The following is an 18,756-nucleotide window of genomic DNA, read 5'->3' on the forward strand; positions in this document are numbered from 1 at the left end:
CACAACTTCACGCCGCCCACCACGTGAAGGTAAAAGCAACGTTGCAGAGACTATGCCTTCAAGTTTCGAAGTCAAGAGGTGACCTCCTAAGAAATCCAGCGAACAAGAGGCTCACTTGCATTCAACTCTTGAAAGTGATCAAGAGGGAACCTTCTAGCGGAGCCGTTGGCTGATGACCTTCGATACCCCGTCGCCCTGCATGGAAACGCCGTACAGCGCGTCCGCGACCTCCATCGTCCGCTTCTGGTGCGTGATCACGATCAGCTGCGAGGACTCCTGGAGCTCCCGCATGATCCCGATCAGCCGCTGGAGGTTGGTGTCGTCGAGCGCCGCCTCGACCTCGTCCATCACGTAGAACGGGCTGGGCCTGGCCTTGAAGATCGAGACGAGCAGCGCCACGGCGGTGAGCGAGCGCTCGCCGCCGGAGAGCAGCGAGAGCCGCTTGACCTTCTTGCCCGGCGGGCGGGCCTCCACCTCGACGCCGGTGGTGAGCATGTTGTCCGGATCGGTGAGGATCAGCCGGCCCTCACCGCCCGGGAAGAGCCGCGAGAAGACGCCCTCGAACTCGCGGGCGGTGTCCCGGTAGGCCTCGGTGAAGACCTGCTCGACCCGCAGGTCCACCTCCTTCACGACCTGAAGCAGGTCGGTACGGGTCTTCCTCAGGTCCTCCAGCTGCTCCGAGAGGAACTGGTGTCGCTCCTCCAGGGCCGCGAACTCCTCCAGGGCCAGCGGATTGACCTTGCCGAGCTGGTGGTACGCCCGTTCGGCGGCCTTCAACCGCTTCTCCTGCTCCGAACGGACGAACGGCCGCGGCTCCTCGGACTCCGGCTCCCCCGCCTCCTCCCCCTCCACGGCCGGCGACGGGGGCACGGGCTGGTCCGGACCGTACTCGGCGACCAAGGCGGTCGCCTCCACGCCGAACTCCTCCAGGGCCTTCGCCTCCAGCTGCTCGATCCGCAACCGCTTCTCGGCGCCGAGCACCTCTCCCCGGTGCACGGAGTCGGTCAGCTTGTCGAGCTCGGCCTTGAGGTCCCGGCCCTTGGCCCGGGCCGCCGTCAGGCCCTGCTCCCGCTCGGCCCGCGCCGCTTCGGCCGCCTCCCGCTCCCGCTCGGCACGCACCAGGGAGACCTCGACATGGGCCAGGAGGGCACGGGCGCCCGCGGCGACCGCGCCCGCGACCCGCTCCTCGTGGCGCAGCCTGGCCCGGCGCTGCTCGGCACGCGCGCGTGCCTCCCGCTCGGCGCGGGCGGCCCGGTCGAGCGAGTCGGCCCGTCCGGCGAGCCCCTTGACCCGCTCCTCGTGGGTACGGACCTGGAGCCGCGCCTCCATCTCGGTCTGGCGCGCGTGGGCCCCGTCGATCGCGAGCCGGTCGCGCGTGGAGGTGTCGGGCTCGTCCTCGGCCGGCATCTCCTCGGCGACGAGGAGCCGTTCGGCCAGTTCCTCGGCTTCGGCGGTGGCCTTCTCCAGGGCTTCCTGGGCGCGGGCGGCGGCCGCCGCGGCCCGCTCGGCCTCCCCCGCCGCTCCCCTGGCCTGCCCGGCGAGCCGTCCGAGCCGCTGGGCGACGGCGGACCTCTCGCGCTCGCCGGCGCGGCGGCGGGTGTCGAGCTCCTCGACGAGCGCGGCGGCGTGGCGCCGCCGCTCGGCGGCCTCCTGCTGTGCGAGCGTGAACTCCTCGCACCGCACGCCCAGTTCGTCGAGCTCGGCGGCGGCCTCGGCGACCGAGGCCTGGACTTCGAGGAGGCTGGGCGCCCCGGCGGAGCCGCCGTGCGCGAAGTGCGCGCCGAGCAGGTCGCCTTCGGCGGTGACGGCGGTCAGCTCGGGCCGGGTCCTGACCAGTTCGACGGCCTCGTCGAGGTCCCCGACGACCACGATTCCGGCGAGCAACCGGCGGACGGAGCCCAGGAGTTCGACGGGTCCGCCGACCAGGTCGGCGGCGTACGGGTGCCTTCCGGCCGCCGTCGGGGGCTCCGGCTCGGGGGCTCCGGCCAGGATCAGCGAGGCCCGGCCCGCGTCCTGCTTGCGCAGCAGGCGCAGGGCCTCGGCGGCGGAGGAGGGCCCGTCGGCGGCGAGCGCGTCGGCGGCGGCGCCGAGGGCGGCGGCGACGGGGATCTCGTACCCGGGGGTGACGGTGAGGAGTTCGGCCGCCGGGCCGAGGAGTCCGCTGAGCCCGGCGGAGAGCAGCGCGCCCGTGCCGTCCTTGCGGCGCAGCCCGAGGGCGAGGGTGTCGTGCCGGGCCCGGGTCGCGGCGCGGCGGCGTTCGGCGGTGGCGGCGGCCTCGCGGGCGGCGCCGAGCGCGGCCTCCGCGTCGGCGAGTTCGCGGCGGGCGGCCTCGTACCGCTCGCCGTGCTCGGCGTCCTCCGCGTCGAGGCCGTCGACCTCGGCCTTGAGCTGCTCGTACTCCTCCTGGGCGGCGGCGGCCCGCTCCGCGGCCTCGTCGCGGGCGACGGCGAGCCGGTCGATCTCGGCCTGGGCGGCGGCGGCGCGCGAGCGGGCCGCGTTGACCTGGCCGTGGAGCCGGGCGAGGCCCTCGCGCCGGTCGGCGATGGCGCGGGCGGCGTCCTTGAGGCGGCGCTCCTCGGCCGCGAGCGTGCGCTCCAGGTCCGCGCGGTGGGCGACGCTGTCCTCCAGGGCGCGCTCGGCTGCCTCCAGGGCGGCTTCGAGCTCCGCCTCCTGTTCGCGGACGCGGGCGGCCTCGCGCTCCAGGTCCTCCGGGTCGCGGCCGCGCCGTTCCTCGGTGGGGGCGGTGGTGGCGCTCTTCACGCGCGCGTCGGCCAGGGAGACGGTGCCCCGCACGCGTTCGGCGAGCTGGGAGAGGTCGTACCAGTTCTGCTGTGCGCGCTCCAGGCGGGGCACGAGGGTGCGGGCCTCCGCCTCGAGCCCGGCCTCCTCGGCGAGGGCGGCGCGCAGCTCGGTCTCGGTGGCCTCCTTGCGGGCGAGCAGGGCGGCCTCGTCGGCGACCTCGACAGCCAGCGCCGCCCGGAGCCGGACGAGGTCGTCGGCGAGGAGCCGGAGGCGGGCGTCGCGCAGGTCGGCCTGGATGACGACGGCGCGGCGGGCGACGGCGGCCTGCCGGCCGAGCGGCTTGAGCCGGCGGCGGAGCTCGTCGGTGAGGTCCTGCACGCGCGCGAGGTTGGCCTGCATCGCGTCCAGCTTCCGCAGCGCCTTCTCTTTCCGCTTGCGGTGCTTCAGGACGCCGGCGGCCTCCTCGATGAAGGCGCGGCGGCCCATCGGGTCGGCGTGCAACACGGAGTCGAGCTGTCCCTGTCCGACGATGACGTGCATCTCGCGTCCGATGCCGGAGTCGGAGAGCAGGTCCTGGAAGTCGAGCAGCCGGCAGGTGTCGCCGTTGATCTGGTACTCGCTGCTGCCGCCGCGGAACATGATCCGGGTGAGGGTGACCTCGGCGTAGTCGATGGGCAGCGCGCCGTCGGAGTTGTCGATGGTCAGCGAGACCTCGGCGCGGCCGAGCGGCGGGCGCCCGGTCGTGCCGGCGAAGATGACGTCCTCCATCTTGCCGCCGCGCAGCGACTTGGCGCCCTGCTCGCCCATGACCCAGGAGAGGGCGTCCACGACGTTGGACTTGCCCGAACCGTTGGGCCCCACGACGCAGGTGATTCCCGGTTCGAACCGTAGCGTGGTGGCCGAGGCGAACGACTTGAATCCGCGGAGGGTCAGGGCCTTGAGGTGCACTCAGGCGACTCTACCGGGGCCCGTGCGTTTCACCCGTGATGACGTGGGGCAGATCCTCGGGTGAGGAGGGGTGGGACGCGGGGGAAACGGCGGGTGAAAGGAAGAAGGGACGCCGAAGCGTCCCTTGCGTATCCTGCTGTCGTGCGCGTGCGTCGATCCGCACGATCAGCGATGTGATGTCCGGCTGCGCCGACGAGAATGCTTTCCACCGGGCCCCTGGGGGCCGGGTTGTCAGGTGAGCGCAGGCTCTGCCTGGGGTACGTCGAGGTCGATGCTGTTCAGCAACGACTCTCCCTGGTGCTGAGCGGCGGCAGCGGCGAGCGTGTCGTTCTCGGACTGGATCCGTACCAGCTCGGATTCGAGGTCCTGGACGCGCTGCTGAAGCCGTCGCATCTCGGCGAGGAGTCGCGGGTCGGAGCCGCCGACGTATCCGAGAAGCGCCTTTGCCATGATGGATGGTCCTCCACAATGAGTGACCGACCGAAGCGGTGTGGGTCGTGAGGGATTCGCACCCGCGGTGCTCGGCAGTACTGCTTGTCGTGCCGGTTCCACTGCCAAACAGCTAAGGTGCGCGGGGCTTCCAGAGTCTCACCAAAAAGTTTGACGGTCAACACGATCACGCCCCGTTTGAAGGGCCACCGAGGAGTCCACGGCCGCTCAGCAGGCGGCTGGGCCTTCGGACTCGGTGTCTCAGGGGCGTCGCGATCATCCTTACGGGGCAGCCTTGCACGACCGGCGCCAGATGGCAACCATCAGGTGCTTCGCTGGTCACGCCCCTGTTACCGGGCGTCCGCCCGGCGCCGCTCTGGGTCACCGGGCGGGGTGTCGGAGCGTGATCGTCAGCGGATGGCGAAGCCGTCGTAGCCGCCGCGCGGGGTGTCCCAGATCTCAGTGACGCCGTCCACACGTCCGGGTGTGTCGGCCGAGTGGAGCCAGTCGAGCAGACGGTGGCAATTCTCACGCGGGCCCTCGGCCACCACCTGCACCCGGCCGTCGTCGAGGTTCAGGGCGAAGCCCACCAGGCCGCCGATCTCCAGGGCGTTTGCCCTGGTGAACCAGCGGAAGCCCACTCCCTGTACCCGGCCGCGCACCCAGGCGGTCATCCGTACGTCGTCGCTCATGGCTGCACGCTAACGGGCGGATTGCCGGATGAGCACGTCGCCCCCGCTTTCCATCGCGTACAGTCCCGACCGAACACACCTCACCCGTTCGGGCGCGCGCCGTTCGACCGCCCCTCCGGAACGGTACCGAGAGCAAAGATCAGCAAAGCCCGGCAAAGAACCAGCGAAGCCAGCGAAGACCAGCAAGAGGAAGGCAGCGCAGATGGGACGCCACCGTCGCTCCGGCGCCGCACCCGCCGCAGAAGATTACGCGGCCGGTTCGGACCGCCCGCACCGGGGTGCCGCCCGCCGTCGGCGGCCCGTGCGCACCGGCCTGCTCGGCGCCTCCGCGGCCGTCGCGGTCGGCGCCGTCGCCGTCGCCTCGGGTCTGCTCCCCGGCGGGAACACGTTCACCGTCGGCAGCGCCGGCAGGAGCGAGCACCAGGTCCAGTCCCGGCAGGCCCCGGAGCTGACGACGCAGGGCGGCTCCACGCAGTCCCCGGCCGGAGGATCGGACGGTGCGGTGACGGGCACGGGCGCCGGAAAGAACAGCGCCCCCGCCTCCCCCTCGGCGACCCCCTCGACGAAGCCGAGCCCGAAGGCCACGCCGAAGCCGACGCCTTCGAAGACCCCGTCGAAGGCCCCCTCGAAGACCCCGCCGAAGACGAAGGCCCCCCTTCCGAAGCCGGTGGCGCCGAAGACCTCGGTCGCGCCCACGACGAAGGCGCCCGCACCGAGGCCGGCCCCGACCACGGCGGCGCCGACGGAGAAGCCCCCGGTCACCTCCACCGCCGACCGGGGCAAGGCCGCCGAGGCCGAGGTCTTCCGCCTGGTCAACGCCGAGCGCGCCAAGGTGGGCTGCACGCCGATACGCACGGACGCGCGGCTCGCGGCGCTGGCCGACGCGTTCAGCGCGGACATGGCGACCCGCGGCTTCTTCGACCACACGGACCCGGACGGCGACACCCCGTGGGTCCGGGCGGAGCAGGCGGGCATCTCGGGCATGGGCGGCGAGAACATCGCCCGCGGCCAGGTGGACGCGGCGGCGGTGATGGCGTCCTGGATGAACAGCGACGGCCACCGCGCCAACATCCTGAACTGCGACTTCACGACCATGGGCGTGGGCGTCGTCTTCGGCGACGGCGGCCCCTGGTGGACCCAGGACTTCGGGTACTGAGATTCCCGCAGGTCAGAGCCCTGCGTATGTATGTGGGCCGTCCCGGGGCCGTGATCGACACCTGGGACGGCCCACACTGCGTCTGCGGCCTGCTGCCTAACGGCCGTAGAGGTGCCCCCGCACCAAGGGGTCGTTCTCCAGGATGAAGTCCGAGACCTTCCAGAAGTCGTTCAGCAGCGGATGCTGAAGAGCCGCTTCCCGATCGAGCTTGCGCCCGAAGAGCGGCCCGTCCGGATGCGCGAGGCCGGCATTCACCACAGTGGACGCGGGGGACGTCTGCCCCTGCACGGGACCGACCCGGCAACCGAAGGCGACGTGATCGCCCCACTCATCCGGACCCGCACCCCAGGTGCCGAAGATGACGTCGATCCACGCGTCGTAATCCCGGTCCGTGTGGTGATAGCAATCGGCGAAGTACACGGCGTACGGTGCGCCGTCCGCATAGATGAAGTTCCAGGCCCGCTCTTTGGGGGCGTTGCAGCAGTCGCAGGTGAACTCACGGGTCTGGCGGTCGGGACCAAAGGTCAGCAGCATGCCGGCCATCATGCTCGACGCCGCGCCTCCGAGCTCCAGCGGGTTGACCGCACTAGACCTGCCCATCCGGCCGCCCATCAGGTTCGATGCCAGAGGCGGCCCACACCGCGTCCACGGCGGCTCTCGTACGAGTCTGGCTCGACGGCATCAGGGGGGTGTAGGTCCGGAGCGTGAAACCCGGGTCGTGGTGGCCGAGGTACTCGCTCAGGGCTTTGATGCTCTCCCCCGCGTCCAGGAGCACTGACGCATAGAAGTGCCGCAGCGCGTGCATCCCGTTATCCCTGCCTCCCACGATGCCTGCGGCGCGAAGGGCCGGACGCCACTGGCGGTCGTTGAAGCGGTTCCGGTTCAACGAATGCCCCTCTGGGCTCCGGAAGATCAGCGTCGCCGTGACTGGAGGACCGTCGAGTGTCTTCCAAGGCAGGGTGACCTCGGCCGCCGGGAACTGGTGAAGATGATCGGCGAGCGCGAGGGCGATGGACTCAGGCAGGGGCACGTCCCGTTCCTTGCCGCCCTTGGGCGGGGCGAAGACCGGGCGGTTGCGGAGCAGCTTCACCTGTCGGACGACGTGGACGACGCCACTCTGAAGGTCGAGGTCCTCAACAGCCAGTCCGAAGGCCTCTCCCTGACGCAGGCCGCATCCGGCAGCAGCATCGACGAGTGCCTGATAGCGGTCGGGGAGCTCGGCCCGGACGGCTACGACGCGAGCGCCCGGCCATGGCTTTACCTTGCGGGGGTCGGGCCGGGGCGCCTTAACGGATCAAGGCACCCGCCGCGCACGGCGCGGCGCGCGCGGCCCGTCGCCCGGGCCTGCGCTCCTGTCTGCGCCCCGCTCCAGCCCGGCCGCCGGCCGCACGCCTGACGGCTCGGGTTGATGGGTGGCAAACCCGCGATGCGGCGAGGCCGTACGCGAGTGCGGCCCAGGACGATGCCTCCGGCGGGGGCGCTCAGGCTCCGGGATGGAGGGGGCTCCGTGGGCGGGTGCCGGCCGGTGGGGTGTGGCGGTGGGGACTCCCATCCCGTCTGCCGTCGACCCAGGCAGAGCCGAGCAGGCGCGGCGCCGGGCGTCCAGGTCGTTCGTACAGTGGCGCGCTGTAGCGTGACGCCATGGATGAACCTCGGATCAAGGTGTACGGCTCAGCTACAGAAATAACGATCGCGGCCAACGCGGCCGGACTTCGGGACCTTGCCGAGCGACTTCTTGGACTGGCTGATCCCGAACTCAGGGACGGCTACCACGAGCACCTTGATAGCGGTATTGACCTTGAAGACGGTCCGATCAGCCTGATCCTGGAGCGGGACGAAAAGTTGTAGGCATCGCTTAGCGAGCGCCTTGTTCCGTGCCCCGCCGGTACCTGATCGAGCGGGGAGTAGGGGGAGCACAGGGCACTCACGGGAGCGGACCGGCTCGGAGTCGAGCCAAGGGCCCCAAACTGGAGGCAGTGCAAGCAGTAAGTGTCTAACTGCGTGACAACGCCGCCGAACAGCGGCGGACGAGCGCGAACGTCTGCGGACCATCAGCGCAGGTGAGAGGCGCAGCAGCGCAAGGCACAGCCCCTGCCCGGGTTGCTTCGGGACGAAGAGGTCACCGTGCCATTTCCATGCCAGGTGGGACGGGAAACCACGGATAACGACGGGTGCCGAGAAGGGCCGCACGGCTCGACTCGGCACCCGTTTCCGCAGCTCACAGCGCCTATCAGGCGCCAAAGATCGGTGATTCCCAAGCTCATGTCAATCGCGCAGCGTCCTTGCTGTCAGAGGTGCGCTGTACGGTCCGCGCTATGGCTGAGAGACCTACGACGAGCTGGCGCGAGGGCATAGCCCGTGAGGCGGAGCAACTGGCTGCCGGCACGCTGGATCCTGGCTGCGCTTGCATGGCCGCCTTGTACCCGGATGAGCTCCTGGTAGCGACCGATTCTGTCCTCGACTCCTTCGATGCGGAGGTGGCCGGGCTGGATGGCACAGAGGATGTCCAGGTCTTCGCCGCGGTAGAGCGTGTCGTCTTGGCCCTGAACGCCGTGGACGACATCCACTGCGGCTACGAGACGGATGAACGCGAGGCCTTGTGTGAGTACATCGACACGGCTCTGACCGAGCACGGCGTCGATGTGGCGGCGCTGACCGCCCGGCATGGGCTCGGGCGATATGAGCTCACGGACCAGTGGCGCGATTGGTAGGTGCTCCCATCAACGGCTTCACCGTCGTGCCACATCCGTGCCAGATAGGGCGGGGAACCACGGGGAGCGAGGGGTGTTGTCGGGCTCTGGGGCGTCGGTCAGCTCCTGCAGCGTCTATGCAGGTCAGGCACGGCTCCACCCTCCCGTTCTTGTAAAGCGGTGATGTCCCAGCACCTTCAAAGCAAGGGAGAGAAGCCAGCGGACTGGTCGAGCTGGAAGGGCGAGCCACTCCGCGTGGGCTCCCAGCCCTGCCGTAGGGCGGATTCGATGGCCTCGGCAACATCGGAGGGCAGTACGGAGCCGCCCGGAGCTTCGAGCCAGTTGCCAGGGTGGGCCTTGTTCGTGGTGACAACGAGGGTGGTCCCGGGATGATCCGCGTGTTCCACGGCGTACGCGCAGGGGGACCAGCCGAGACCTTGGCTGTAGGTCGGCCTGCGTCGCAGCCGCCAGCGATAGGTCGTGTCGCCGACGACGATGCGCCGTGCTCCTTTGCGGCCCAGCGCCATGTGTCTTCCTTGATGTCGGAGCGCTGGAAGCCCAGCTCTGCGAAGGGTCTGAACGATACCCGGGGCCGTGACGGGGCCGTCCGAGGGCAGCCAAAGGCGACCAACACTGACAACCGTCAGGCGCTTTGCATCGGCGCCGCCACGCTCACCCCCACTGCCCTGGCTCCGGCCGCCTGGGCCGCGACGCTGCCCGTGGCGTGCAGCGAGACCGCCCTGCGCAACGCCATCGACACCGCCAACAGCACCCCCGGCAGCAGCGACACCCTCGACCTGGCGCGCGGCTGCGCCTATCGGCTGACCACCGAACTTCCCGCCATCACCTTGCCGATCGTCATCAATGGCAACGGCGCCACCCTCACCCGGGTGGCGGGGGCGTTCCGCATCCTCACGGTCGACGGCGGCGCTCTGACCCTCCGAGCAACCGTCCTCAGCAACGGTGACGCCACGGGCAGTGTGGTCGCGAACGGGGCCGGCGGCGCCATCCTCGTGTCCAATGGCGGCAGCCTCAATCTGAGCGCCGCCGTGCTCCGGAACAACCACGCGAACTTCGGCGGTGGCATCGCCGTGTCCGCGGGCTCGCCGGCTCAGATCACCGCGAGTGCCCTCACGGGTAACAGCGCGGCCCAGAACGGCGGGGGCATCGTCAGTGACGGCACGGTCGCCGTCAGCTTCTCGCAACTCAGCGGGAACACGGCAGGCGGCGCTGGAGGCGGTGTCGCCAGCGTCGGAACGCTGACGGTCAACCCCAGCAACATCGTGAACAACACCGCACAGACCGACGGCGGTCTCGCCAACGGAGTACCTGCCGTCGCCGGTGGCACCTCCACGGTGACAGCCAGCAACATCAGCAACAACTCGGCCGGCGCCGGAAACCCGGGCGGCGTCTACAACAACGGCGGCACGGTGACCCTGAACCGCACCCGGGTCGCCGCCAACACGCCGAGCAACTGCCTCAACAGTCCGAGCCCGGTCCCCGGCTGCGTCGGCTGATCCTCGCCCGCACGGGCCGCCGTGCGGCTCGGCACACGCACTCCCCGTGCGCCCGATGACGGGGATGCGCACGGGGGCAGCAGCGCAGGTCAGCACGTCGATGGCGAAGAGGGGCGCGGGTCCGAGACCCCGCCCCTCACTTCTTCGCGCACGGGCGCGGAGCCGTCAGACGGTGGCCTTGCCGGCCGCGAAGGTGCGGGCGGTCCGGGCCACGCGGCGGCCGAGGTGTTCGGCGGTGGCGACGTCGGCCTTGTGGACGCCCTCCGGGCCGAGGTCGTTGTGGGTCTGGGCGCCGGCACCGGCGAAGAAGCCGAGGCGGTTGAGGTCGTTCTCGGAGGCCTCGGTGGTGTTCCAGCCGGGCTTCAGGCCCAGGTTGACCCAGGTCATGCCGTGCTGGCCGGCGAGGGTCTGGAAGAACTGCAGGGTGTGCAGCTTGTCGCCGCTCTTGGAGCCGGAGTTGGTGAAGCCGGCGGCGAGCTTGTCCAGCCAGGCGTCGGTGAACCAGCGCTTCGAGGTGGCCTCGGCGAACTGGTGGAAGGCGCCGGAGGCGGTGCCCATGTAGGTCGGGGAGCCGAAGACGATCGCGTCGGAGGCGTCGAGCAGCTCCCACTCCGCGTCGGTGATCTCGTCGACCTTGATCAGGTGGACGGTGGCGCCCGCGTCGGCGGCGCCGTCACGGACGGCCTCGGCCAGGACCGCGGTGTGGCCGTAGCCGGAGTGGTAGGCGATGGAGACGACGGGGGTGGTCACAGAAGACTCCTCGAAGAGGTGTACGGGGTGATGACCAGAAGTAGAGCACTAACTTTTAGAAAGTGCAAGCCAGTGGTTAGCGCACCCGTGACGGTAAGCGCTGTGCCGGAGTACGGTGGATCCATGACTGACGACCTCGCCTACGACGTGTTCGCGCGCGCCTGCCCCTCGCGCGGCACGCTGGAGCACGTGACGGGCCGCTGGGGCAGCCTGACCCTGGGCGCCCTGCACGAAGGGACGTTCCGCTTCAACGAGCTGCGGCGCCGGGTCGACGGCGTGAGCGAGAAGATGCTGTCGCAGACCCTGCACGCCCTGGAGCGCGACGGCCTCGTCCACCGCGAGGCCCAGCCCACGAACCCGCCTCGGGTCGACTACCGGCTCACCCCGCTCGGCCGCGAGGTCGCGGAGCGGCTGATCGGACTGATCGAACTGGTGGAGGGGCGGATGGACCAGGTCCTGACCGCCCGCGAGAGCTACGACGCGGAGCGCGCCGAGACCGTCACCGCCTGACGGCTCGGACGAGGGCGCGCGGCGGGCGCTGGCAGCGCGGACAGAAGTAGCTGGACCGGTTCATCCAGGCGCGGCGCCGCATCGGCGTACCGCAGCGGCGGCAGGGCTCGTCCTCGCGCCCGTAGGCGTCCAGCGAGCGGTCGAAGTAGCCGGACTCGCCGTTGACGTTCACGTACAGGCTGTCGAAGCTGGTGCCGCCGGCGTCGAGCGCCGCGTTCATCACGTCCCTGACGTGCCCGAGGAGCTCGGCCGAGCGCGGCCGGGTCAGGGTGGCGGTCGGCCGGTCGTAGTGCAGCCTCGACCGCCAGAGCGCCTCGTCGGCGTAGATGTTCCCGACGCCGCTGATCAGCGACTGGTCGAGCAGGGCCCGCTTGATCGTCGTACGGCGCAGGCGCAGCGCGCCCTGGAAGGCGGCGTCGTCGAAGGCCGGGTCCAGCGGGTCGCGGGCGATGTGCGCGATGACGTCCGGGAGCCCGTCGGGGGTCTGGTCGTGGAGCGAGAGGCCGCCGAAGGTGCGCTGGTCGACGAAGCGCAGCTCGGTGCCCAGGGAGTCGTCGAAGCGGACCCGGATGCGCAGGTGCTTCTCGTCCGGGGCGTCCTCCGGCTGGACGAGGAGCTGACCGCTCATGCCGAGGTGTCCCAGGACGGAGGTCCCGGTCTCCGCCAGCGGCAGCCAGAGGTACTTCCCGCGCCGCCGCGCCCCCTCGAAGCGCTGCCCCTTCAGCCGGGCCGCGAAGTCCTCGCCGCCCGCCGGATGGCGCCGTACGGCCCTGGGGTGCAGCACCTCGACCTCGGTCACGGTCCGTCCGGCGACCCAGCGCTCCAGACCGCGCCGTACGACCTCGACCTCGGGCAGCTCGGGCACGGGACTCCTCCGGAACGTCTTCGACAGCGGCTCAACCCTACCGCCCGGACGTTCCCCGGAAACGGCTCCGCCCGCCCCTGGCGGGGGCGGGCGGGAAGATTTCGCCGAAGGAGCGCGGGAGCGCGCGGAGTCGCGGTCAGGCGGTGGCCGGGGTGGCCCCGTCCTGCTCGCCGACCGTGCCGGCGTCGGCCGCGGCCTTCGCCGCCGCCACGCGCTCGTCCGCGGCCGCGCGGATAGCGCGCCACGCGGACTCCGCCGCCTGCTGTTCCGCTTCCTTCTTGCTGCGGCCGGTGCCGGTGCCGTACGAGACACCACCGACGCGGGCGGCAGCGGTGAAGGTCTTCTCGTGGTCCGGACCCTCCTCGGAGACGAGGTACTCCGGGACGCCCAGACCCTCGGCCGCGGTGAGCTCCTGGAGACTGGTCTTCCAGTCCAGGCCCGCACCGAGGTTCGAGGACTTCTCGATCAGCGGGTCGAAGAGCCGGTGCACCAGCTCGGACGCCGCGTCGAGGCCCTGGTCGAGATAGACCGCGCCGATCACCGCTTCGAGGGTGTCGGCGAGGATGGACGCCTTGTCCCGGCCGCCCGTGCCCTCTTCGCCCCGGCCGAGCCGGATGAAGGAGCCGAGTTCGAGGCCGCGCCCGACCTCCGCCAGCGCACGCGAGTTGACCACCGCGGCCCGCAGTTTGGCCAGCTGGCCTTCCGGCAGGTCGGGGTGGGTGCGGTACAGCGTGTCCGTGACCACCAGGCCGAGCACGGAGTCCCCGAGGAACTCGAGGCGCTCGTTGGTGGGCAGACCGCCGTTCTCGTACGCGTACGAACGGTGGGTCAGCGCACGCACCAGAAGGGCGGACTCGAGCTGATACCCGAGCCGCCCTTCCAGAAGCGTGTGGGACGAGGCTGCGCTGATGTTCTCAGACATCGTGCCTCTCACCAGCCACTCAGACCGAGAGGACCTGGCGCTTGTTGTAGGTGCCGCAGCTCGGGCACGCGATGTGCTGCAGCTTCGGCTCCTGGCAACGCTCACACGAAACCAGGGTGGGGACCGCAGCCTTCCACTGCGACCGGCGGTGGCGCGTGTTGCTGCGCGACATCTTCCGCTTCGGAACAGCCACGGCTACTTCTCCTGCTTCTCGGCGGCGCTTCGGACGTCCCCGTCAGAGGCTTTGCCGCTCATGTTGTCCTTCTCATCGGTTCCCAGCGAACCGGCGAGTCCCTGCAGTGCCGCCCAACGGATGTCGACGGCTTCATGGTGGTGGTCCGGGTTCTCGTTCAGGTTGGTTCCGCACTCGGAACACAGCCCCGCACAGTCCTCCCGGCACACCGGCTGCATCGGCAGTGCGAGCACCACCGCATCACGCAGCACGGGTTCGAGGTCGAACATGCCGTCCTCGAGGGGGATCATGTCCTCGTCGTCCTCGGCTTCGTCGTCCGCGGCCGCCCTGGAGCGGCCCCGGTCGTCGGAGTCGGGGTACGAGAACATCTCCTGGAAGTCCACGTCGAGCTCCAGCTCGACGGGCTCCAGACACCTTACGCACTCCCCCTCGGCCGATGCACGGGCGGTGCCTGTGACAAGCACCCCTTCCATGACCGACTCAAGACGGAGATCGATTTCCACCGGAGAGCCCTCGGGCACTCCGATCACTCCTTCGACGCCGAGCGCAGCGTTGCCACCGGGCGCCTCGACCGAACGCGAGACCCGCTGCAGGGCACCAGGACGCCGCCCCAGCTCGTGCGTGTCGAACACGAGGGGGTTGCGGTGGTCGAGGCGCGTGCTCAGGGCTCTTCCTGCTTTCGGATCGTTCTGCGGCGTGGAGGAGGCTGCCGGACGTGGGCAGCTGGGATCGCGGACATAGCGCGACCGAAGAGCCAGGATACTGGACGCTTCGCTCAGGGCCCAATCCGGGCTCCCCGCCCCTTACTGCCCCTGTTCGTACCGGCGCAGCTGCTCCAGGTCGATCATGCTCGTGTCGAAGAAGCTGGTCTCGTCGAGCGCGGCGGCCTGCTGCGGCTGGTGGGGCTGGGCGTGGACCTGGCCCTGGGGGTCGTACTGCTGCTGCTCGTAGCCGTACTGCCCCTGGTACGCGTAGGGGTCCTGCTGCTGGTAACCGTAGGCGTCCTGCTGCTGGTACGCATAGGCGGGGTCCTGCTGGGGCTGCTGGTAGCCGTACGGGTCGGGCTGCTGCGCGGGGATCTGCGGGGCCTGCGGCTGCGCCGGCTCGGGGTCGGAGAGCTCCGCGAGCCCGGCGAGGTAGTCCGCGTCGCTGGTGGGGACCGCGCCGCCGAGACCGTCCTGCGCGGCCATGTGCTCGCCCAGGGCGTCCGTGGCGATCCGGCCGTGCAGCTTCTGCCGGCCCCGGCCGACGGCCTCCAGGGTCTTGCTGAGGACGGCCTCGAAGGCGCCCAGCTTCGCGTCCACGTACTGGTCGGCCCGCTGGATCAGGGTCTGCGGGTCGGCGCTGTACTCGGGGGCGTCCGCGTCGGCGTAGCCGTCCCGGTCGAGGCCCGGGCCGCGGCCGAGGAGCTTCTCGCGCCCGCGGTCGACGGAGCCGATGGTCTTGTTGAGGACGACCTCGAAGTTGGCGAGCTTGGAGTCCACGTAGTCGTCGGCCTCGGCCCGTACCTCCTCGGCCTCGCGGCGGGCCTCGGCGAGGATCCGGTCGGCCTCCTCCTGGGACTCGCGGGCGACCTGGGTGTCGGAGACGATCGAGCCCCGCTCGGCGTGGGCGGCCTCGATGATCCGCTCGGCCTCCTGGCGGGCCTGCTCGACCATCTGCTCGCGGCCGCCGATCAGCTCCTGGGCCTGGGCCAGGGAGCCGGGCAGGGCCTGGCGCACCTCTTCGAGCAGGGCGAGCAGCTCGGCGCGGTTGACCACGCAGGATGCCGACATGGGCATGGAGCGGGCGCCCTGCACGGTCGCGACGATCTCGTCGAGCTTCTTCTGCACGTCCACCTGGTGCTCGCCACTCTCTACAGCTGGATGGAGACGGACGGGACGACTGTAAGGGCAGTCGGCGCCCGTCCGACACCAGGTGACGGAGCGTCAGCGACGGTGGCCGCGCGTCACTTCCGGGCGAGCCGCTCGGTCAGCCGCGGGAGGACCGTCGGCGGGACCAGATGGGAGACGTCCCCGCCCCAGGCGGCCACTTCCTTGACCAGCGAGGAGGAGAGGAAGCTGTACGTCGGGTTGGTGGGGACGAACAGGGTCTCCACGCCCGAGAGGCCGATGTTCATCTGGGCCATCTGCAGCTCGTAGTCGAAGTCGCTGACCGCGCGCAGACCCTTCACGATCGCGGGGATGTCGCGCTGCTTGCAGAAGTCGACGAGGAGGCCGTGGAAGGACTCCACCTCGACGTTGCCGAAGTCGGCGGTGACCTCGCGGATCAGCTCTATCCGCTCGTCGACCGTGAAGAGGCCCTTCTTCGACTGGTTGATCATCACGGCCACGTGTACGACGTCGTACAGCTTGGAGGCGCGGGCGATGATGTCGAGATGTCCGTTGGTGATGGGGTCGAATGACCCCGGACAGACGGCGCGGCGCAACTTGGGTCCCTCGCTCTCCGGTCCGGTCATCGTGCGTCTTCGCACGTAGAGGCGGCGCGACCGTACCAAAACGTTCCCTCGCCGTAACGACGGGACCGCAGGGGTTCGAAGCCCTCGGGCCAGCCGAACTCCCCGCCTCGGGTGCTGCGCTCCACGGTGACGAGGGCATCCTCGCTCAGCCAGCCCCCCGAGCGCAGTGTGAGGAGAATCTCGCGGAGATCGTCGTCCCCGACGGCGTAGGGCGGGTCGAGGAAGACCAGGTCGTACGGATCGGCCGGGGCCGGTCCCGTCACGATCTGCTCGGCCTTGCCGGTGCGGAGTTCGGCGCCGGGCAGGCCGATCGAGCGGACGTTGTCCCGGATCGTCTTCGCGGCGCGGGGGTCGGCTTCGACGAGGAGGGCGTGGGCGGCGCCCCGGGAGAGCGCCTCCAGGCCGACGGCGCCGGAGCCCGCGTACAGGTCGGCGACCCTGGCCCCGGCCAGGCCCTGGAACGACTCCCAGGTGGAGAAGAGGCCTTCCCGTGCCCGGTCGGAGGTGGGGCGGGTGCCGTTGCCGGGGGGCACGGCCAGGCGCCGTCCGCCGGCGCTGCCGGCGATCACGCGGGTCATCGGTGTCCTCGTCCTGCGTCGTCCAATGCGTAGGTCCCAGGATATGGCCGCGGCGCGGCGCTCAGCCCTTCTCAGCCCTTGTCGAGGTACGTCTCCCGCTCCTCGCTGAGGAGGGCGTCGAGCGCGGTGCGCAGGCCGGGGTGGGCGCCGAGGGCGGGGTCGGCGAGGACGAGGGCGGTGGCCTCCTCGCGGGCGGCGGCGATGACCTCCTCGTCGTCGATGACGGCGAGGACCCGGAGGGAGGAGCGGACGCCGGACTGGGCCTGGCCGAGGACGTCGCCCTCGCGCCGCTGTTCGAGGTCGATGCGGGAGAGCTCGAAGCCGTCGAGGGTGGTGGCGACGGCGTTCAGCCGCTGCCGGGCGGGGCTCGCCTCGGGCATCTCGCTGACGAGGAGGCAGAGACCGGGGGCGGAGCCCCGGCCGACGCGGCCGCGCAGCTGGTGGAGCTGGGAGACGCCGAAGCGGTCGGCGTCCATGATCACCATGGCGGTGGCGTTGGGCACGTTGACGCCGACCTCGATGACCGTGGTGGCGACGAGGACGTCGAGCTCGCCGGCGGCGAAGCGGCGCATGACGTCGTCCTTGTCGTCCGGGTGCATGCGGCCGTGCAGGACGGCGATCCGCAGGCCCGCGAGGGGGCCGGTGCGGAGCTTCTCGGCGACGTCGAGGACGGCGAGCGGCGGGCGCTTCTCGGCCTCGTCCTCGGGGGACGCCTTGGACTTCTTCTGGTCCTCCTCGTCGCCGATGCGGGGGCAGACGACGTACGCCTGGTGTCCGTTCCCCACCTCCTCGCGGACCCGCTCCCACGCCCGTGCGAGGAAGTGCGGCTTGTCCGCGGCGGGGACCACGTGGCTGGCGATGGGCGAGCGGCCGGCGGGCAGCTGGTCGAGGACGGAGGTCTCCAGGTCGCCGAAGACGGTCATGGCGACCGTGCGCGGGATGGGCGTCGCGGTCATGACGAGGAGGTGCGGCGGCTGCTTGCCCTTGCCCCGCAGGGCGTCGCGCTGCTCGACGCCGAAGCGGTGCTGCTCGTCGACGACGACCAGGCCGAGGTCGTGGAACTGGACCTTGTCCTCGATCAGCGCGTGCGTGCCGATGACGATGCCGGCCTCGCCGGTGACCAGGTCGAGCAGGGCCTGGCGGCGGGCGGCGGCGCCCATGGAGCCGGTGAGCAGGACGACCTTGGTGGCGCGCTCGGCGCCGCCGAGCATGCCTCCTTCGGCGAGCTCGCCCATCATCTCGGTGACGGAGCGGTGGTGCTGCTGGGCGAGGACCTCGGTGGGGGCGAGCATCGCGGCCTGCCCGCCGGAGTCGACGACGGCGAGCATGGCGCGCAGGGCGACCATGGTCTTTCCGCTTCCGACCTCGCCCTGGAGGAGGCGGTGCATGGGGTGTTCGGTGGCGAGGTCGTCGAAGATCTCCTGGGAGACCTTCGTCTGGCCGTCGGTGAGGGTGAAGGGCAGCTTGGCGTCGAAGGCGTCGAGGATGCCGTCGGGGACCGGTCGCCGGGCGACGGCGGGCAGTTGGGTGTCGGCGTGCCGGCGGCGGGCGAGGGCGACCTGGAGGACGAAGGCCTCGTCCCACTTGAGCCGCTCGCGGGCGGCGGCGATGTCCGCCTTGGTGCGGGGGCGGTGGATCATCCGCAGCGCGTCGGGCAGCTCGGCGAGGCCGCGGCCCTCGCGCAGCGCGGGCGGCAGCGGGTCGACGGCGTCACCGGCGCCGGGAAGGACGGCGTCGACGGCCTTGGCGATCTTCCAGGACTCCAGCTTGGTGGTGGCCGGGTAGATCGGGATGAGGGCCCCCGCCCAGGTGTCCACGGCCTCGTCGGCGTCGCCGCGGAGCAACTCGTAGGAGGGGTGGGCGAGCTGGAGGCGGCGGTTGAAGAGCGAGACCTTGCCGGCGAACATGGCGCGGGTGCCGGGCAGCAGGTCCTTGTGCGGCTTGTGGACGCCCTTGCCGAAGAAGACCAGCTGCACCCGGCCGCTGCCGTCGGTGATGGTCACCTCGAGGCGCTGGCCGCGCCCCTTGGAGCCGTTGAAGGTCAGCACCCGGGCGTCGGCGACCTGCGCGACCACCGTGACGTGCTCGTCGAGCGGGAGCTCGGAGAGGGCGGTCAGCTCCCCGCGCTCGGCGTACCGGCGGGGGTAGTGGTGGAGCAGGTCCCCGACCGTGTGCAGGTCGAGCGCCTCGGCCATGACCTTGGCGGTGGCGGGGCCGAGGGCCTTCTTGAGTGGTTCGTCGAGCGCGGGCACGTCCTCCATTGAAGACCACGGGACCGACAGTCGTGCCGAAGCCTGTGGACGACC

19 protein-coding genes and 1 pseudogene are annotated in these 18,756 nt (G+C 70.9%); 5 read left to right on the plus strand and 15 right to left on the minus strand.

All coding sequences use genetic code 11. The features are described from left to right. Window positions 1–153 precede the first annotated feature (153 nt). The 3 genes from smc to BLW86_RS11110 form a co-directional block, all read right to left on the minus strand. On the minus strand, window positions 154–3,690 hold the full coding sequence (gene smc, locus BLW86_RS11095) for a chromosome segregation protein SMC (protein ID WP_093873890.1): 3,537 nt from the start codon (window positions 3,688–3,690) through the stop codon (window positions 154–156). Window positions 3,691–3,921: 231 nt separating this feature from the next. After that, window positions 3,922–4,140 (minus strand): hypothetical protein, encoded by a 219-nt coding sequence (locus BLW86_RS11100; protein ID WP_030690660.1) that lies wholly within the window; start codon window positions 4,138–4,140, stop codon window positions 3,922–3,924. A gap of 389 nt (window positions 4,141–4,529) precedes the next feature. Next, window positions 4,530–4,811, minus strand: a complete 282-nt coding sequence (locus BLW86_RS11110) for an acylphosphatase (protein ID WP_093873891.1) — start codon at window positions 4,809–4,811, stop codon at window positions 4,530–4,532. 202 nt (window positions 4,812–5,013) lie between these two features. Between BLW86_RS11110 and BLW86_RS11115 the strand changes: the two genes are divergently transcribed. Beyond that, window positions 5,014–5,967 carry a CAP domain-containing protein gene (locus BLW86_RS11115; RefSeq protein WP_093873892.1) on the plus strand — a complete coding sequence of 318 codons (954 nt, stop codon included), beginning with the start codon at window positions 5,014–5,016 and terminating at the stop codon, window positions 5,965–5,967. A gap of 96 nt (window positions 5,968–6,063) precedes the next feature. On the opposite strand, the gene BLW86_RS11120 is transcribed toward BLW86_RS11115, so the two are convergent. Next, window positions 6,064–6,501 carry a hypothetical protein gene (locus tag BLW86_RS11120; protein WP_143060243.1) on the minus strand — a complete coding sequence of 146 codons (438 nt, stop codon included), beginning with the start codon at window positions 6,499–6,501 and terminating at the stop codon, window positions 6,064–6,066. Between the two features lie 52 nt (window positions 6,502–6,553). After that, a pseudogene (locus BLW86_RS11125) lies at window positions 6,554–7,261 on the minus strand (tyrosine-type recombinase/integrase); the annotation flags it as partial. 347 nt (window positions 7,262–7,608) lie between these two features. Between BLW86_RS11125 and BLW86_RS41490 the strand changes: the two are divergent. Together BLW86_RS41490 and BLW86_RS11130 are read left to right on the plus strand one after the other, a co-directional pair. Further along, window positions 7,609–7,815, plus strand: a complete 207-nt coding sequence (locus BLW86_RS41490; RefSeq protein WP_143060244.1) for an Imm32 family immunity protein — start codon at window positions 7,609–7,611, stop codon at window positions 7,813–7,815. A gap of 467 nt (window positions 7,816–8,282) precedes the next feature. After that, the gene (locus BLW86_RS11130) at window positions 8,283–8,678 is read left to right on the plus strand and encodes a hypothetical protein (protein ID WP_093873894.1); all 396 of its coding nucleotides are present in this window, start codon (window positions 8,283–8,285) and stop codon (window positions 8,676–8,678) included. A 176-nt stretch (window positions 8,679–8,854) separates the two neighbouring features. Here BLW86_RS11130 and BLW86_RS11135 read toward each other — a convergent pair whose 3' ends face one another. Continuing rightward, complete coding sequence (locus BLW86_RS11135) at window positions 8,855–9,184, minus strand: hypothetical protein (protein WP_093873895.1); 330 nt, start codon at window positions 9,182–9,184, stop codon at window positions 8,855–8,857. Between the two features lie 12 nt (window positions 9,185–9,196). Here BLW86_RS11135 and BLW86_RS11140 point away from each other — a divergent pair, with 12 nt between their 5' ends. After that, window positions 9,197–10,174 carry a hypothetical protein gene (locus BLW86_RS11140; RefSeq protein ID WP_143060245.1) on the plus strand — a complete coding sequence of 326 codons (978 nt, stop codon included), beginning with the start codon at window positions 9,197–9,199 and terminating at the stop codon, window positions 10,172–10,174. Window positions 10,175–10,339: 165 nt separating this feature from the next. Here BLW86_RS11140 and BLW86_RS11145 read toward each other — a convergent pair whose 3' ends face one another. Continuing rightward, entirely contained in the window at window positions 10,340–10,924 is a 585-nt protein-coding gene (locus tag BLW86_RS11145; protein WP_093873897.1) for a flavodoxin family protein, read from the minus strand. A gap of 123 nt (window positions 10,925–11,047) precedes the next feature. On the opposite strand from BLW86_RS11145, the gene BLW86_RS11150 reads away from it, so the two are divergent. Next, window positions 11,048–11,434 (plus strand): winged helix-turn-helix transcriptional regulator, encoded by a 387-nt coding sequence (locus BLW86_RS11150; RefSeq protein ID WP_093873898.1) that lies wholly within the window; start codon window positions 11,048–11,050, stop codon window positions 11,432–11,434. Here the strand turns inward: BLW86_RS11150 and mutM are convergent. The 8 genes from mutM to recG all read right to left on the minus strand — a co-directional run bounded on the left by mutM (window position 11,424) and on the right by recG (window position 18,711). Further along, window positions 11,424–12,299 carry a bifunctional DNA-formamidopyrimidine glycosylase/DNA-(apurinic or apyrimidinic site) lyase gene (mutM, locus tag BLW86_RS11155; protein WP_093873899.1) on the minus strand — a complete coding sequence of 292 codons (876 nt, stop codon included), beginning with the start codon at window positions 12,297–12,299 and terminating at the stop codon, window positions 11,424–11,426. The genes BLW86_RS11150 and mutM overlap by 11 nt on opposite strands. A 136-nt stretch (window positions 12,300–12,435) precedes the next feature. Continuing rightward, window positions 12,436–13,221 (minus strand): ribonuclease III, encoded by a 786-nt coding sequence (gene rnc / locus BLW86_RS11160; RefSeq protein WP_093873900.1) that lies wholly within the window; start codon window positions 13,219–13,221, stop codon window positions 12,436–12,438. A 19-nt stretch (window positions 13,222–13,240) separates the two neighbouring features. Continuing rightward, window positions 13,241–13,414: a 50S ribosomal protein L32 gene (rpmF, locus tag BLW86_RS11165; RefSeq protein ID WP_015036448.1), complete on the minus strand. Its 174-nt coding sequence runs from the start codon at window positions 13,412–13,414 to the stop codon at window positions 13,241–13,243. 2 nt (window positions 13,415–13,416) lie between these two features. Then, entirely contained in the window at window positions 13,417–14,079 is a 663-nt protein-coding gene (locus BLW86_RS11170) for a YceD family protein (protein WP_093873901.1), read from the minus strand. Window positions 14,080–14,217: 138 nt separating this feature from the next. Then, window positions 14,218–15,252, minus strand: coding sequence for an ATP synthase F0 subunit B (locus BLW86_RS11175; protein WP_093873902.1), 1,035 nt, complete (start codon window positions 15,250–15,252; stop codon window positions 14,218–14,220). Between the two features lie 110 nt (window positions 15,253–15,362). Continuing rightward, complete coding sequence (gene coaD / locus BLW86_RS11180) at window positions 15,363–15,842, minus strand: pantetheine-phosphate adenylyltransferase (RefSeq protein ID WP_179199946.1); 480 nt, start codon at window positions 15,840–15,842, stop codon at window positions 15,363–15,365. A 26-nt stretch (window positions 15,843–15,868) separates the two neighbouring features. Further along, window positions 15,869–16,450 (minus strand): 16S rRNA (guanine(966)-N(2))-methyltransferase RsmD, encoded by a 582-nt coding sequence (gene rsmD / locus BLW86_RS11185; protein WP_093873903.1) that lies wholly within the window; start codon window positions 16,448–16,450, stop codon window positions 15,869–15,871. Window positions 16,451–16,521: 71 nt separating this feature from the next. Further along, window positions 16,522–18,711, minus strand: a complete 2,190-nt coding sequence (recG, locus tag BLW86_RS11190; protein WP_093873904.1) for an ATP-dependent DNA helicase RecG — start codon at window positions 18,709–18,711, stop codon at window positions 16,522–16,524. Window positions 18,712–18,756 lie beyond the last annotated feature (45 nt).

Origin of the sequence: Streptomyces sp. TLI_105, assembly GCF_900105415.1 — a bacterium.
Classification (GTDB): domain Bacteria; phylum Actinomycetota; class Actinomycetes; order Streptomycetales; family Streptomycetaceae; genus Streptomyces.

Excerpts from the sequence above, each read along its gene's own strand:
- BLW86_RS11110 (WP_093873891.1), bottom strand. The coding sequence starts at position 4,811 with ATGAGCGACGACGTACGGATGACCGCCTGGGTGCGCGGCCGGGTACAG.
- BLW86_RS41490 (WP_143060244.1), top strand. The coding sequence starts at position 7,609 with ATGGATGAACCTCGGATCAAGGTGTACGGCTCAGCTACAGAAATAACG.
- BLW86_RS11150 (WP_093873898.1), top strand. The coding sequence starts at position 11,048 with ATGACTGACGACCTCGCCTACGACGTGTTCGCGCGCGCCTGCCCCTCG.
- rnc (WP_093873900.1), bottom strand. The coding sequence starts at position 13,221 with ATGTCTGAGAACATCAGCGCAGCCTCGTCCCACACGCTTCTGGAAGGG.
- BLW86_RS11135 (WP_093873895.1), bottom strand. The coding sequence starts at position 9,184 with ATGGCGCTGGGCCGCAAAGGAGCACGGCGCATCGTCGTCGGCGACACG.
- BLW86_RS11115 (WP_093873892.1), top strand. The coding sequence starts at position 5,014 with ATGGGACGCCACCGTCGCTCCGGCGCCGCACCCGCCGCAGAAGATTAC.
- recG (WP_093873904.1), bottom strand. The coding sequence starts at position 18,711 with ATGGAGGACGTGCCCGCGCTCGACGAACCACTCAAGAAGGCCCTCGGC.
- BLW86_RS11140 (WP_143060245.1), top strand. The coding sequence starts at position 9,197 with ATGTCGGAGCGCTGGAAGCCCAGCTCTGCGAAGGGTCTGAACGATACC.
- BLW86_RS11120 (WP_143060243.1), bottom strand. The coding sequence starts at position 6,501 with ATGCTGCTGACCTTTGGTCCCGACCGCCAGACCCGTGAGTTCACCTGC.
- BLW86_RS11130 (WP_093873894.1), top strand. The coding sequence starts at position 8,283 with ATGGCTGAGAGACCTACGACGAGCTGGCGCGAGGGCATAGCCCGTGAG.
- BLW86_RS11100 (WP_030690660.1), bottom strand. The coding sequence starts at position 4,140 with ATGGCAAAGGCGCTTCTCGGATACGTCGGCGGCTCCGACCCGCGACTC.
- rsmD (WP_093873903.1), bottom strand. The coding sequence starts at position 16,450 with ATGACCCGCGTGATCGCCGGCAGCGCCGGCGGACGGCGCCTGGCCGTG.